This window comes from Serratia sp. NCCP-200 (assembly GCF_059697885.1).
Window position 1 is genome coordinate 11,997 of the sequence record NZ_BAAKUJ010000005.1, and the last position, 13,329, is coordinate 25,325.

At 53.2% G+C, this 13,329-nt stretch carries 16 protein-coding genes and 4 tRNA genes; 6 read left to right on the plus strand and 14 right to left on the minus strand.

Features of this window, described 5'->3' with window-relative positions; genetic code table 11:
* The first annotated feature begins 147 nt into the window (after positions 1-147).
* The 4 genes from AC6HVW_RS16705 (at position 148) to AC6HVW_RS16720 (ending at position 2,224) form a co-directional block, all read left to right on the plus strand.
* Entirely contained in the window at positions 148-912 is a 765-nt protein-coding gene (locus tag AC6HVW_RS16705; RefSeq protein WP_071682366.1) for a DUF481 domain-containing protein, read from the plus strand.
* 279 nt (positions 913-1,191) lie between these two features.
* Complete coding sequence (locus tag AC6HVW_RS16710) at positions 1,192-1,410, plus strand: HP1 family phage holin (RefSeq protein ID WP_021808134.1); 219 nt, start codon at positions 1,192-1,194, stop codon at positions 1,408-1,410.
* On the plus strand, positions 1,394-1,948 hold the full coding sequence (locus AC6HVW_RS16715; RefSeq protein WP_071682367.1) for a lysozyme: 555 nt from the start codon (positions 1,394-1,396) through the stop codon (positions 1,946-1,948). Before AC6HVW_RS16710 ends, AC6HVW_RS16715 begins: the two co-directional genes overlap by 17 nt.
* Before the next feature lie 57 nt (positions 1,949-2,005).
* Positions 2,006-2,224: a DNA-binding transcriptional regulator gene (locus tag AC6HVW_RS16720; protein WP_021182189.1), complete on the plus strand. Its 219-nt coding sequence runs from the start codon at positions 2,006-2,008 to the stop codon at positions 2,222-2,224.
* A gap of 61 nt (positions 2,225-2,285) precedes the next feature.
* On the opposite strand, the gene rplS is transcribed toward AC6HVW_RS16720, so the two are convergent.
* The 5 genes from rplS to ffh form a co-directional block, all read right to left on the minus strand.
* Entirely contained in the window at positions 2,286-2,642 is a 357-nt protein-coding gene (gene rplS / locus AC6HVW_RS16725) for a 50S ribosomal protein L19 (RefSeq protein ID WP_024485183.1), read from the minus strand.
* Positions 2,643-2,719: 77 nt separating this feature from the next.
* Positions 2,720-3,463: a tRNA (guanosine(37)-N1)-methyltransferase TrmD gene (gene trmD / locus AC6HVW_RS16730; RefSeq protein WP_021182185.1), complete on the minus strand. Its 744-nt coding sequence runs from the start codon at positions 3,461-3,463 to the stop codon at positions 2,720-2,722.
* A 52-nt stretch (positions 3,464-3,515) separates the two neighbouring features.
* Positions 3,516-4,064 (minus strand): ribosome maturation factor RimM, encoded by a 549-nt coding sequence (rimM, locus tag AC6HVW_RS16735; RefSeq protein WP_021182184.1) that lies wholly within the window; start codon positions 4,062-4,064, stop codon positions 3,516-3,518.
* Between the two features lie 18 nt (positions 4,065-4,082).
* A complete protein-coding gene (rpsP, locus tag AC6HVW_RS16740; RefSeq protein WP_004932501.1) occupies positions 4,083-4,331 on the minus strand; it encodes a 30S ribosomal protein S16 in 249 nt (82 codons plus the stop codon).
* Positions 4,332-4,545: 214 nt separating this feature from the next.
* Positions 4,546-5,907, minus strand: coding sequence for a signal recognition particle protein (ffh, locus tag AC6HVW_RS16745; RefSeq protein ID WP_021182183.1), 1,362 nt, complete (start codon positions 5,905-5,907; stop codon positions 4,546-4,548).
* Between the two features lie 166 nt (positions 5,908-6,073).
* On the opposite strand from ffh, the gene AC6HVW_RS16750 reads away from it, so the two are divergent.
* Positions 6,074-6,868 carry a cytochrome C assembly family protein gene (locus tag AC6HVW_RS16750; protein ID WP_024530732.1) on the plus strand — a complete coding sequence of 265 codons (795 nt, stop codon included), beginning with the start codon at positions 6,074-6,076 and terminating at the stop codon, positions 6,866-6,868.
* Between the two features lie 64 nt (positions 6,869-6,932).
* Positions 6,933-8,222, plus strand: a complete 1,290-nt coding sequence (locus AC6HVW_RS16755) for an HlyC/CorC family transporter (RefSeq protein ID WP_021808138.1) — start codon at positions 6,933-6,935, stop codon at positions 8,220-8,222.
* Positions 8,223-8,673: 451 nt separating this feature from the next.
* Here AC6HVW_RS16755 and luxS read toward each other — a convergent pair whose 3' ends face one another.
* From luxS to csrA, 9 genes are all read right to left on the minus strand, one after another.
* The gene (luxS, locus tag AC6HVW_RS16760; protein WP_071682368.1) at positions 8,674-9,189 is read right to left on the minus strand and encodes an S-ribosylhomocysteine lyase; all 516 of its coding nucleotides are present in this window, start codon (positions 9,187-9,189) and stop codon (positions 8,674-8,676) included.
* Positions 9,190-9,353: 164 nt separating this feature from the next.
* Positions 9,354-10,916, minus strand: coding sequence for a glutamate--cysteine ligase (gene gshA, locus AC6HVW_RS16765; protein ID WP_059199887.1), 1,563 nt, complete (start codon positions 10,914-10,916; stop codon positions 9,354-9,356).
* 81 nt (positions 10,917-10,997) lie between these two features.
* Positions 10,998-11,426, minus strand: a complete 429-nt coding sequence (locus AC6HVW_RS16770) for a YqaA family protein (protein ID WP_039996317.1) — start codon at positions 11,424-11,426, stop codon at positions 10,998-11,000.
* Positions 11,423-11,989, minus strand: a complete 567-nt coding sequence (gene yqaB / locus AC6HVW_RS16775; RefSeq protein WP_071682369.1) for a fructose-1-phosphate/6-phosphogluconate phosphatase — start codon at positions 11,987-11,989, stop codon at positions 11,423-11,425. Before yqaB ends, AC6HVW_RS16770 begins: the two co-directional genes overlap by 4 nt.
* A gap of 306 nt (positions 11,990-12,295) precedes the next feature.
* Positions 12,296-12,372: transfer RNA gene (locus AC6HVW_RS16780), tRNA-Arg, on the minus strand.
* A gap of 52 nt (positions 12,373-12,424) precedes the next feature.
* Positions 12,425-12,501: transfer RNA gene (locus AC6HVW_RS16785), tRNA-Arg, on the minus strand.
* Between the two features lie 61 nt (positions 12,502-12,562).
* Positions 12,563-12,639 (minus strand) — tRNA-Arg (locus AC6HVW_RS16790).
* A 3-nt stretch (positions 12,640-12,642) separates the two neighbouring features.
* A tRNA-Ser gene (locus AC6HVW_RS16795) sits at positions 12,643-12,735 on the minus strand.
* A 333-nt stretch (positions 12,736-13,068) separates the two neighbouring features.
* Entirely contained in the window at positions 13,069-13,254 is a 186-nt protein-coding gene (csrA, locus tag AC6HVW_RS16800) for a carbon storage regulator CsrA (RefSeq protein ID WP_004091602.1), read from the minus strand.
* Positions 13,255-13,329: the final 75 nt, after the last annotated feature.

Consider the following 13,329-nt stretch of genomic DNA (forward strand, 5'->3'; position numbering starts at 1 on the left):
AAGCCAACGGTATCACTAGACGAAAAGTGCATAAGTCCCCTGTTTAAACTAAAAACATAAGCTAACCAGGCCTATTTTTGTCCCCTCGGCGAATCGATATAATGTGACCGCTATCACTTATAATCACACTTAACTACTGGATCCAAAATGCTCTCTTTACGCGCTCGTCGCGCCATTCCGCTGTTTTTTAGCTGCTTGACCGCCTTCACCAGTGTTTCCGTGTTCGCCGACAATACCCTCTTCACCGCGATGGACGATCCAGCCACCGCCAAAAAGCCGTTTGATGGTAACGTTCAGGCTGGCTATAACGCCCAGTCAGGCAACACACAGAACTCGACCCTGTTGGCCAACACCACCATGACCTGGTTTAACAGCGATACGGCTTACAGCCTGTGGGGTTCGGCGAACAACACCACCTCCTCCAACGTACGCTCCTCGGAGAAATACCAGGCCGGTGGCCGTACCCGTTATAATCTGACAGTTCGTAATTATATGTTTGGCCAGGTTGGCTGGTTGAACGATCGTTACAACGGGTACGATTCACGCTCTACGCTGACCGGAGGTTACGGGCGCCAGATCTTTAGCGACCCGCGCCAGGACCTACGTGTCGAATTCGGCCCAGGCGTTCGTCATGATGAATACCACGGCGGTGGCCGTACCACCCGCGCCCTGGCCTATGGCGCAGCCAACTATTCCTACAGGCTGACAGACACGGCCCGCCTATCCGAAGGTCTATCCGCTTTGGCGAACGACGAAACCACCGTTAACTCCGAAACCGCGTTAAACGTCGCCATCAATAACGACTTCGCCCTACGGCTGGCCTACACGGTGGTCTACAACACCAAACCACCTGCCTCGGCACCGAAAAATACCGATACCACGACGTCAGTAACGCTGGTGTACGGTTTGTAATCTCGTCTTACAGCTCCGCACAGCCCTCCTCTAAGCCCATAATTAATGGGCTTTTTTTATGTCCATTATCATATTGACCATTTTGCTAAAAATAGTCCTATCCCCGCTTGACGACTTTAGCATTTTGATTAATACTGTATGCATATACAGTAATTATAGCTAAGGTAAAAACCATGATAAACCCGGCAAATGAGGCCAGTATCGACCCGCTTATCGTGGCCGACAGTCGCGTTATCCTACAAAACAACCCGCTGCGAAAGCAGATGCGGGGTTAATAGGATGGAGAGATTAACTTCATTCATTACCTACTCCGCGGCGCTGTTTCTCGCCTGGCTAGGCAAGCTCTCGCCGCAGGATGTTGCGTTTCTGATCGGCGCGGCCGTCGGGATCGGCACCTTCCTGGTTAATTGGTACTACAGACGCAAGAGTCTGGAGATCCTCAAAAGCATCGAACGCGATGCGGCAGCACGGAGACTTTTTGATGAGCTCAATCGTTAAGCGTTGCAGCGCCCTGGCCATTCTGGCGATCGCCATGCTGCTGCCGCAGGCCAATCAAATTAAAACGTCCGAACAAGGGCTGTACCTGATTGCCGATTTTGAGGGGTGCCAGTTAACCCCGTATCAATGCGCAGCAGGGGTTTGGACGCAAGGTGTCGGCCATACGGCTGGCGTTATTCCAGGTAAGTCCATCACCCCAGTGCAAGCGGCGGAAAACCTGCTGGAAGATATCCGCCGGGTAGAGAGCCGCATGGCGGCCTGTCTGCCACAGCAAATGCCCCAGGCCACTTATGATGCCGTCATGGCGTTTGCCTTTAACGTCGGTACCGGGGCCGCCTGCCGCTCTACCCTGGTTTATTTTCTTCACCATGGCCAATGGCAGCAGGCTTGCGATCAGTTACCGCGCTGGATTTATGTCAATGGCGTCAAAAACCGCGGGCTGGAACGCCGCCGGGCCGCCGAACGTGAGCTGTGCCTAAAAGGCCTCAGCACGCCGAACACCACCAGTTTCCCAGGGAAAGAACAGCTCGCTCAGTAACTTTTTCGAGCATTGCTGACGAATAGTTTTTCACCGTTTTATCAAGAGGGGGTCTCTATGATGCATTGTCCACTGTGCGGTAGCGTGGCACACACTCGCTCCAGCCGCTATCTGAGCGAGTCGACCAAAGAACGCTATCATCAATGCCGTAACATTAACTGCAGTTGTACCTTTGCCACCCATGAATCCGTGGCCCGGGTCATCGTTTCACCCGGCGACATCATTCCTGCGCAGCCACACCCGCAAGAAAGCAAACAACGCGCCGCTGCGATGTAATGAAAAAAGGGGATTACCATGACGGTAATCCCCTTATAACTATTAACTATTGGATGCAGCGTTAGTTAACGCGGTTCAGACGCTCTTTGATACGAGCAGACTTACCAGTACGTTCACGCAGGTAGTACAGTTTGGCTTGACGAACGGCACCACGACGTTTAACAGTAATGCTGTCGATTACTGGGGAGTGAGTCTGGAATACACGCTCAACACCTTCGCCGTTGGAAATCTTACGAACAGTGAATGCAGAGTGCAGACCGCGGTTACGAATAGCGATAACCACGCCCTCGAATGCCTGCAGACGTTTTTTGGTACCTTCAACGACCCATACCTTCACTTCCACGGAATCACCCGGACGGAATGCAGGTACGTCTTGCTTCATCTGCTCTTGTTCAATTTGCTTAATAATGTTGCTCATAATATGTCTCTTACCCTAGGTAAACTGATATATCGGTCTCGTCGAGACAACGCTCAGACGTTCCCTTCATAGTCCTGTTACTTAGCTCGATGTTCCCGTTGGAACTCGGCCAGCAACACCTCTTGCTCGTCAGTCAGAGCTAGGCTTTCTAGAAGTTCAGGTCTTCTAAGCCAGGTACGGCCCAGCGACTGCTTTAAGCGCCAGCGACGTATCTCGGCATGGTTGCCCGACAGCAGAACTGGCGGAACCTCCATCCCTTCTAACACCTCCGGGCGGGTATAGTGCGGACAGTCCAGCAATCCCTCAGCGAAAGAATCTTCTTCTGCCGAAGCCTGATGGCCCAGAACACCCGGTATAAAGCGGGCGACCGAATCGATCAGTGTCATTGCCGGTAGTTCACCGCCGCTGAGAACGTAATCGCCGATTGACCATTCTTCGTCAATTTCGGTTTGGATCACGCGCTCGTCTATCCCTTCGTAGCGGCCACACACCAGGATCATCTTCTGGTTAGCCGCCAGTTCGCGCACACCGGTTTGATCCAGCTTGCGCCCCTGAGGTGACAGATAAATCACCTTTGCTCCCTCGCCTGCCGCTGCTTTTGCTGCATGAATAGCTTCCCGCAAGGGTTGCACCATCATCAGCATTCCCGGGCCGCCGCCATAAGGGCGATCGTCCACGGTACGATGCCGGTCGTAGGTGAAGTCACGCGGACTCCAACACTGCACGCTCAGCAGGCCATTTTTTACTGCCCGGCTAGTTACCCCGTAATCGGTGATTGCGCGAAACATCTCAGGAAACAGGCTTACGATACCAATGAACACCAGCCAATCCCCATTTTGTTATTCCACTTGCTTCGACCATTAAATCCGGAGGTCAAAAACCAGGATCCCACTCAGCCTCGATAATCTTGGCGGCGAGATCGACTTTCTTGATAACCTGCCCATGAAGAAACGGGACCAACCGCTCCTTCATACCGAATGCATCTTTCAGGTTTGCCCGCACGACCATTACGTCGTTAGAACCGGTTTCCATCATATCGATGACTTTACCCAGTTCGTATCCGGAAGTGGTGACTACCTGGCAGCCCATAAGGTCTTTCCAGTAGTAATCATCGCCTTCCAGCGGAGGCAACTGCTCGGAATCTACGACAATTTCGCAATTGGTCAGTAAATTCGCGGCATCCCGATCGTCAATGCCTTTGACCTTGATGATCAGATCCTGACTGTGGCGTTTCCAGTCTTCCAACTCGACAAACTGCCACTGACCAGAGCGCTGGATTAACCAGGGCTGATAGTCAAATATGCTTTCGGCGTTCTCGGTGGATGAAAACACTCTGAGCCAACCACGGATGCCGTAAGTAGACCCCATCTTACCGAGTACAATCGGCTGCTTAGGTGCTACCGGTTTGAGTTGCTTGCTCATTGCCACCACCGCGACAGATTAAGCTGCTTTCTTAGCGTCTTTGATCAGCGCGTGAACGCGATCAGAAACGGTAGCACCCAGACCAACCCAGTGCTCAATGCGATCCAGGTCCAGACGCAGTGCTTCAGCCTGACCAGATGCGATTGGGTTGAAGAAACCTACACGCTCGATGAAACGACCATCACGAGCATTGCGGCTGTCGGTCACTACTACTTGATAGAACGGACGCTTTTTAGCGCCGCCACGTGCCAAACGAATTGTTACCATAACATCCTCTTTAGTTAATAAAACAGCCGGGCCCCATTGAGGGACGGGGCCCGGTTGCAATATAAAAAGCCCGAAAATTTTACTCATTTTGGCGCAAAAAGCAATCTAAAGCGTAGATTGCCGGTAATTCGTTTTTGCACCATCACGCTCTCGGACAGGTTTTACCGTGATTGGTAAATCGGCAAACCCGCCACAGCCTTGCTGCGGCGTGGTTTTAACGGCCTGGGAAGCCCGGCGGCATCATACCTTTCATGCCACGCATCATCTTCGCCATTCCGCCTTTTTTCATCTTTTTCATCATGCGCTGCATATCGTCGAATTGTTTTAACAACCGATTAACATCCTGCACCTGCATGCCGGAGCCCATCGCAATACGACGTTTGCGTGAACCCTTGATAATTTCCGGCTTGGCACGCTCTTTCAGCGTCATTGAGTTAATGATCGCCTCCATGCGTACCAGCACTTTGTCATCCATCTGCGATTTGACGTTGTCTGGCAGTTGGCCCGCGCCCGGCAGTTTGCTCAGCATGCTGGCCATACCGCCCATATTACGCATCTGCTTAAGTTGGTCGAGGAAGTCGGTCAGATCGAAACCGTCGCCCTTCTTCAGCTTGCTAGCCAGTTTTTCCGCCTGTGCGCGGTCAACCTTGCTTTCGATATCTTCGATCAGCGACAGCACGTCGCCCATGCCGAGAATACGTGAGGCCACGCGATCCGGATGGAATGGCTCCAGCGCGTCGGTTTTCTCGCCCACGCCGAGGAATTTGATCGGCTTGCCGGTAATGTGGCGAATAGACAACGCCGCACCGCCGCGCGCATCACCATCGACCTTGGTCAGCACTACGCCGGTCAACGGCAGCGCTTCGTTAAAGGCCTTGGCGGTGTTGGCCGCATCCTGGCCGGTCATGGCATCGACCACAAACAGGGTTTCAACCGGCTTGATCGCCGCATGTACCTGTTTGATTTCGTCCATCATCGCTTCATCTACGTGCAAGCGGCCCGCGGTATCGACGATGAGTACGTCGTAAAACTTCAGCTTGGCCTGTTGCAGCGCACGGTTAACGATGTCGATCGGTTTTTCTTTAACGTCTGACGGGAAGAAGTCGATGCCGACGCCTTCCGCCAGGGTTTCCAACTGCCGGATCGCCGCAGGGCGATACACGTCGGCAGAAACCACCAAGACTTTTTTCTTCTGCTTTTCTTTGAGGAATTTGCCGAGCTTGGCCACGCTGGTGGTTTTACCCGCACCTTGCAGGCCGGCCATCAGCACCACCGCCGGTGGCTGCGCCGCCAGGTTCAGCTCGGTGTTCACTTCGCCCATCGCGGCAATCAGCTCGCTCTTGACGATTTTGACGAATTCCTGGCCCGGCGTCAGGCTTTTGTTAACTTCATGCCCAACCGCGCTCTCTTTTACACGGTTGATGAAGTCACGCACGACCGGCAGCGCAACGTCCGCTTCCAGCAATGCCATACGCACTTCACGCAGGGTTTCTTTAATGTTCTCTTCGGTCAGCCGCCCGCGGCCGCTGATATTGCGCAGGGTGCGCGACAATCGATCGGTTAAATTTTCAAACATCGTCTCATGCTCAACGTAAGAGTCAGGCCGCAGTGGCGACACAATTGCGGCGATTATAACACGTTGCTACAACGATCTCTGCCTCAGCGTTGGAGATTGGTTGGAGTAGGGGCCGCTCAACGCTATACTGGCATTCCAATTAACCATGCCGATGCTAAATAACGCTATGCCAGTATTCTCTCTTGTGGCTTTGATGGCCTACCTGCTCAGCCTTGGACTGATCATTCCCAGTTTGTTGCGGAAGAATAGCGCATACCGTCGGCTGGCACTGGTCTCGGCCGTAGTGGCGCTGGTTTGCCATGCCATTGCTCTCCAGCAGCGCATTTTTGACGTCAGCGCCGGGCAAAATCTTAGCCTGCTAAACATCGGTTCCATCGTTGGCTTGATTATCTGTTCGGTGATGACCTACGTCGCCTCTCGCGATCGCGGCTGGTTCCTGCTGCCGATCGTCTACAGCTTTGCCATGATCAACCTGGCGTTTGCCAGCTTTCTGCCTGGGGAGTTTATCACCCATCTGGAAGCCAGCCCGGAGCTGATGGTGCATATCGGCCTGGCGCTGTTCTCTTACTCCACCCTGATTATTGCTACGCTGTACGCCCTGCAACTCGCCTGGCTTGATTATCTGCTGAAACACAAAAAACTCAGTTTCAGTGCCGATATGCCGCCGCTGATGAGTATTGAGCGTAAGATGTTTCATATCACCCAGATCGGCGTGGTGCTGCTGACGCTGACGCTGTGTACCGGTCTGCTGTATATGGACAACCTGTTTAGCAAAGAGAACGTGCATAAGGCCGTGCTGTCCATCATGGCCTGGTTTGTTTATATCGTGCTGCTGTGGGGCCATTATCACGAGGGCTGGCGTGGCCGCCGCGTGGTCTGGTTCAGCTTTGCCGGCTCTTTTCTGCTTACCATGGCCTACTTCGGGAGCCGCCTGCTCCAGGAACTGATGATGGTGCGCTAAGGCTGGCCTGGCGCTCCATCGCCCTGCCTAGGCACCCTTCTCACCCAACATAAGGAATACCGCGTTGGAGCACGTTTCGACAGAGACCCTCATTTTCATTTTGGTGATTATGGTCGTGGTCTCCGCTTATTTTTCAGCATCCGAAACCGGCATGATGACGCTCAACCGCTATCGTCTGCGCCACCTGTCTAAGCAAGGCAACCGTGCCGCACGCCGGGTAGAGAAGCTGCTGCAAAAGCCTGACCGCCTGATTGGCCTGGTGCTGATTGGCAACAACCTGGTCAATATCCTGGCCTCTGCGCTGGGAACCATTGTCGGGATGCGCCTCTACGGCGATATTGGCGTGGCAATCGCCACCGGGGTCCTGACCTTTGTCGTACTGTTGTTCGCCGAAGTGTTACCCAAAACCTTTGCCGCTCTCTATCCTGAACGAATTGCCTTCCCTAGCAGCTTCCTGCTGGCCCCGCTGCAAAAAGTCATGCTCCCACTGGTATGGCTGCTCAATGGCATTACCACCCTGGTGCTGCGGATTTTCGGCATCCGCACCAACGTACGTATCAGCGGCGCGTTGAGTAAAGAGGAGTTGCGCACCATTGTGAACGAGTCCCAGTCGAAGATTTCGCGCCGTAATCAGGACATGCTGATTTCTGTGCTGGATCTGGAGAAGGTGACGGTGGAAGACATCATGGTGCCGCGCAATGAGATCGTCGGGATTGATATCAACGACGACTGGAAATCGATCATGCGCCAGCTGACACACTCTCCACACGGCCGCATCGTGTTGTATCGGGATTCATTGGACGACTCCATAAGCATGCTGCGCGTACGCGAAGCCTACCGGCTGATGACCGAGAAAAAAGAGTTCAACAAAGAGAACCTGCTACGGGCAGCCGATGAGATCTACTACGTGCCAGAGGGCACACCACTCAATGTGCAACTGGTGAAATTCCAGCGCAACAAAGAGAAGGTCGGCATCGTGGTCGATGAGTATGGTGATATCCAGGGGCTGGTGACGGTTGAGGATATTCTCGAAGAAATCGTCGGCGACTTCACCACCTCAATGTCACCTACGCTGGCGGAGGAAGTGAATCCACAGAGCGATGGCTCGGTATTGATCGACGGCAGTGCCAACGTGCGTGAGCTGAACAAGGCCTTCAACTGGACGCTACCAGCCACCGAGGCCAGAACCATCAACGGCATGCTGCTTGAAGAGCTGGAGGAGATCCCCAGCATCGGGACCAGGCTGCGTATCAGCCACTATGATATCGATATCCTTGACGTGCAGGATAATATGATCAAGCAGGTGCGCGTCACGCCGATTAAATCCTTACAGGCCAGCGTACAGAACCACTAGTCCCCTCACCCTAACCCTCTCCCACAGGGAGAGGGAACCGATCGAGTTAGGCTGAAAGTATGGTGATTCTCCCTAAGCACCGCTGAATGAAAGGGTAATCGAGTTAGGCTGAAATCACCTCTTTACTTGCAAAAGAGCTGATCGAGTTAGGCTGAAAGTATGGTGATTCTCCCTAAGCACCGGTGAATGAAAGGGTAATCGAGTTAGGCTGAGATCACCTCTTTACTTGCAAAAGAGCTGATCGAGTTAGGCTGAAAGTAGGGTGATTCTTCATAAGCATCGGCCGACTCACCTTGGTTGAAGGGGCGAGCGGTTAGGTTGAAAGTGTCGTGATTCTCCATAAACAGCGAAGGTTGAAGGGGCGAGTGATTTGTTGAGATAACCTCTTTACTTCCAAAAGAGCAGGGACTATCAGCTCCCTCTCCCTGTGGGAGAGGGTTGGGGTGAGGGCCTAGATGTGCAGCTCTTGCAGCTTATCTTTCGGCAGCGCCAGCTCTTCGTTATGGTTCACTACCACACCGTGCTCAAGAATATGCTTGGCAATTTCCTGCGCCTCTTCCAGCGAGTGCATATGGTAGGTACCGCATTGGAACTCATTGAGTTCAGGGATCTTGCGCTGGTCAGTCACCTTCAAGACGTCGGCCATCGCGGCTTGCCAGGCATCGGCCACGCGCTGCTCTTCCGGTACGCCAATCAGGCTCATATAAAAGCCGGTACGGCAGCCCATTGGTGAGATATCGATGATCTCCACGCCGTCACCGTTCAGATGGTCGCGCATGAAGCCAGCGAACAGATGTTCCAAGGTATGGATCCCACGCTCTGGCATCACTTCCAGATTCGGGCGACAGAAGCGCAGATCGAATACGGTGATGGTATCCCCATGAGGAGTTTGCATGGTTTTAGCAACGCGGACAGCCGGAGCCGCCATGCGAGTATGATCTACGGTAAAGCTATCCAGCAGTGGCATGTCATCACCTCTTGGTAAAATGAATTTATTTAGAAACTTTTTTCGTACCGATGAAACCTTTTCCAACCCTGCGGGTCTTAATCTATGAAAGACGCGCATTTGTTATCATCATCACTGTTTTCAGAGATGTGTATTTGGCCACAGTGATGTGGCCTTTTTCTTTTTCAGCCCCCGCCGTTTTCCTTCAGGAACTGTTCAAAGCTTAGCGTATCACTGGCTTCTATGTCGCGCTGGCGCTGCCACGAGGCTTGCTGCTCCTGAGCGAGTTGCTCTTCGGTCAGCAGCTCCAACGGTTCCTCTATCAGCATTTTGCGATATTTTTCCGCCAGTTCCAGGCCAACGTTACCGGTGCCCTGCGCTTTCATTTTCTTGAGGATACGGGCCGAGAAGGTCAGCTCCGGATCGTCAAACGCCGCCACCAGTTGTTCACACACCTGCTGATATTGCCGATCGCCCGCTTCGCTATCCAACACTTCAGCCACGCGCTTCAGATCGTCAAACAGCGCCTTACCAACCTTATCCAACGGTTCACGGGTATCGTTACAGCCGATGCCAATAGTCTGGCCTGGCTTACGCCCTTCCAGGATCACCCGGTTCCAGTTTTTACGGGTGCACAGCAACTCATCGCTGCTCATTTCTGGCGCATCCGCCAATACGCACCACACCAGGAACAGATCCAGGAAACGCGCCTGCACCGCATCCACACCGATTGGCGAGAATGGGTTGATGTCCAGCGAGCGCACCTCGATATATTCGATACCGCCGCGTAACAGCGCATCTGACGGTGTCTCACCGCTGTGGGTGACGCGTTTTGGCCGGATCGGGGCATAGAGTTCGTTTTCGATCTGCAACACGTTGCTGTTCAGTTGCAGATAGCGATCGCCCTCTTTCACTCCCAGCTTGGCATAGTCTTCTGAAGGCGTCGCAATAGCGCGTTTCAGACCTTGCACATAGGTTTGCAGATCGTTAAAGGTAATGCCCAGATTGCTCTGCGACTTATTGGTATAGCCCAGATCGCTCAGGCGCAGCGAGGTGGCATAAGGCAGATAGCACATGCCCCGTTCATTGCGCTCAAACGGCAAATCGGTTTCACGGCCTTTGAGGAACGAGGAACAGATGGCGGGCGATGCCCCGAACAGATACGGGATCACCCAACCAAAGCGGTAGTAGTTGCGGATCAGGCGGAAATATCCCGCAGAGATCTGCTCTTTACCACTCTCTTCATCCTCAACACCGGCCCACGCCTGCCAAAACTCCAGCGGCAGGGAGAAGTTGTAGTGCACCCCGGAAATAGTTTGCATCAACGCGCCGTAGCGGTTCTTCAATCCTTCCCGGTACAGCGTTTTCATCCGGCCAACGTTGGAGGTGCCAAATTGCGCCAGTTCGATATCCTGCTCGGCGTTGATAAAGCACGGCATGCTCAGCGGCCACATGCGCTCATCACCCAGATTGCGCGCCACGTGGCGATGGATATCGCGCAGGAACGTCAGCAAGTGATCGAGATCATCATCAACCGGTGTAATAAATTCTAACAGCGCCTCGGCAAAGTCCGTAGTGATCCAATGGTGCGTTAATGCCGCCCCCAGTTGTTCTGGATGACCCGTGCTGGCAAGCGTGCCATCTGCGGTTACCCGCAGTGTTTCACGCTCAATACCGCGCCGGATCCCTTTTAATGCATGAGGGTGGGCTTCCAACCAAGAAAGCGCCTGTGATACGTCCGGGATCAAATTGACCTCCCGCTTCTAAAAACGATAGCTGTAAGCATACTGAATCCGCTCCCTAGAGAATATTGAGTTATATTCACTTGGTTAATGCCACCAGGCGATACCCTGCAGCGTGATCATCGTCAAGATGATGTAACGCAACGCTTTTCCGATACACAGAAACAGCGTGACAAAGCCCCATGGCATGCGCAGCCAGCCTGCCAACACGCACAATAAATCGCCCACAACCGGCACCCAACTGAGCAACAGCGCAGCCGGGCCAAAGCGTTGTAACCAACCAAGGGCCGTTTCCAGCCCGCGTTGTGGTTTCAACGCCGGTAACAGGCGCCCGATAATGACGTTGGTCAACCCACCCAGGGTATTTCCCAACGTTGCAGCCAGCACCAGTAAACCTGGTGAAGCGCTGCTGTTGGTCAACAACGCAACCAACACGATCTCTGAATTGCCAGGCAACAGCGTCGCACTAAGGAAGCTGCTGCCAAACAGCGACATGACCGCCAGCGTACTACTCACAACGTGCGAACGTCCACCACGGCCATATTGGCGCTTCTGGCGGCCTGAATGCCGAAATCGGCATCTTCAAACACCACGCAGTGCTCTGGAGGCACACCGATCAACTCCGCACAGCGCAGGAAAGTCTCCGGCTCCGGCTTGTGGCGTTGAACATCATCAGCCCCGACGATGGCATCAAAGCAGTCGAACAGCCCTAAATGACGCAGCAACATCTCCGCCATCCGGTGCTCACTGCCCGTCCCTACCGCCATGGGACGACGGCCATGATAAGACTTCACCACCTCAATCAGCGGTAACGGGCGCACCGTGTCTAATAGCATGCTTTCTACCGCGCGGGTTTTCTCGGCGGCCAGCTGATGAGGATCGAGATCGGCCTGATGTGCGGCAATCACCGCCTGAGCAATGCGCCAGGTAGGTGAACCGTTCAGCCCTGTCATGGCGGCCGCATCAAACTTCATTCCGTAACGTGCCAACACCTCGTGCCACGCCTTGAGGTGCGTTGGCTCGGTGTCCAGAATGGTACCGTCCATGTCGAAGATCAGCCCCTGATAGCGATCGTACATCGTGACTCCATGACCATTGAGCAAAGAAAGCTACTTTAGCGTAAAGCCGAAAGGTTGTCGCTGCCAGAGCATGACGGAAAATGCGGTGTAGAAGAGAGCTTATAAGAAGCAAAGACGGAAACTGGAAAGCAGAAAACGAAAAACCCGCCGAAGCGGGTTTCTCTATAATATGGTGCATCCAGGAGGATTATTCAGCGCAAGCGCTTCACCCGTTGGGCCGTTGCAGTGCAACGTTATCCTCCCTAGTGCTACCTTCCATATTGTATCTATCTACGAGTTAGCGTTCGCGATAGGTACATTATAATATGGTGCATCCAGGAGGATTCGAACCTCCGACCGCTCGGTTCGTAGCCGAGTACTCTATCCAGCTGAGCTATGGATGCAGTTTTATTTTTTTAGCGATGGGTTTCGTTCCGTGAAACTTCACTTGAAGAATGGTGCATCCAGGAGGATTCGAACCTCCGACCGCTCGGTTCGTAGCCGAGTACTCTATCCAGCTGAGCTATGGATGCACAGGAATTCTTTTTTGATACCGTATGGTATGTCGTTACTACCCCACCATACTGCAAAATATGGTGCATCCAGGAGGATTCGAACCTCCGACCGCTCGGTTCGTAGCCGAGTACTCTATCCAGCTGAGCTATGGATGCAAATGGCGGTGAGGCGGGGATTCGAACCCCGGATGCAGCTTTTGACCGCATACTCCCTTAGCAGGGGAGCGCCTTCAGCCTCTCGGCCACCTCACCAGTACGCTTCTTGCGAATCGTGCCTAACTTGCTTTAAAGAAGCTCATCGGCACTGCGTGGCGCACATATTACTTTCGTGGGTTTATAAGTCAAACAATTTTTCCCAACTCTCGCGCGTTTGCACAAATCACAGGCAACATGAGTGATTTCGCGGCAAAAAGAGTGCTTTATCAACAAGAAAATGCCGTGCTACCGCGGATAAGAGTCTGATCGCAGGAGAAAGATTATTGGCAAAAAAGTGGGGGGAGATAACAGCAAGCGTGAAAAGAAGGGGGACAACGGGTCAAGAGAAGCAAGAAGCGTCTCGTTATAGAACGAGACGCTACTTAGAAATCAGTAAGTCGTCTGTTGAGACTTCTCGGCCTGGATGCGCTGGTAGATTTCTTCGCGGTGAACAGACACCTCTTTGGGGGCATTCACACCAATACGAACTTGGTTGCCTTTAACCCCTAGCACTGTGACCGTAACCTCATCGCCAATCATGAGGGTTTCACCAACTCGACGAGTCAGAATTAACATTCTTTGCTCCTTGAAAGATTAAAAGAGTCGGGTCTCTCAGTTTCCCCGCCATTATCCATTATATGCAGTGAAAAC

Bases quoted from the DNA above. Each gene is read 5' to 3' on its own strand.
- AC6HVW_RS16705 (WP_071682366.1), top strand. From the start codon at position 148: ATGCTCTCTTTACGCGCTCGTCGCGCCATTCCGCTGTTTTTTAGCTGC.
- AC6HVW_RS16710 (WP_021808134.1), top strand. From the start codon at position 1,192: ATGGAGAGATTAACTTCATTCATTACCTACTCCGCGGCGCTGTTTCTC.
- AC6HVW_RS16715 (WP_071682367.1), top strand. From the start codon at position 1,394: ATGAGCTCAATCGTTAAGCGTTGCAGCGCCCTGGCCATTCTGGCGATC.
- AC6HVW_RS16720 (WP_021182189.1), top strand. From the start codon at position 2,006: ATGATGCATTGTCCACTGTGCGGTAGCGTGGCACACACTCGCTCCAGC.
- rplS (WP_024485183.1), bottom strand. From the start codon at position 2,642: ATGAGCAACATTATTAAGCAAATTGAACAAGAGCAGATGAAGCAAGAC.
- rimM (WP_021182184.1), bottom strand. From the start codon at position 4,064: ATGAGCAAGCAACTCAAACCGGTAGCACCTAAGCAGCCGATTGTACTC.
- rpsP (WP_004932501.1), bottom strand. From the start codon at position 4,331: ATGGTAACAATTCGTTTGGCACGTGGCGGCGCTAAAAAGCGTCCGTTC.
- ffh (WP_021182183.1), bottom strand. From the start codon at position 5,907: ATGTTTGAAAATTTAACCGATCGATTGTCGCGCACCCTGCGCAATATC.
- AC6HVW_RS16750 (WP_024530732.1), top strand. From the start codon at position 6,074: ATGCCAGTATTCTCTCTTGTGGCTTTGATGGCCTACCTGCTCAGCCTT.
- luxS (WP_071682368.1), bottom strand. From the start codon at position 9,189: ATGCCACTGCTGGATAGCTTTACCGTAGATCATACTCGCATGGCGGCT.
- yqaB (WP_071682369.1), bottom strand. From the start codon at position 11,989: ATGTACGATCGCTATCAGGGGCTGATCTTCGACATGGACGGTACCATT.
- csrA (WP_004091602.1), bottom strand. From the start codon at position 13,254: ATGTTAATTCTGACTCGTCGAGTTGGTGAAACCCTCATGATTGGCGAT.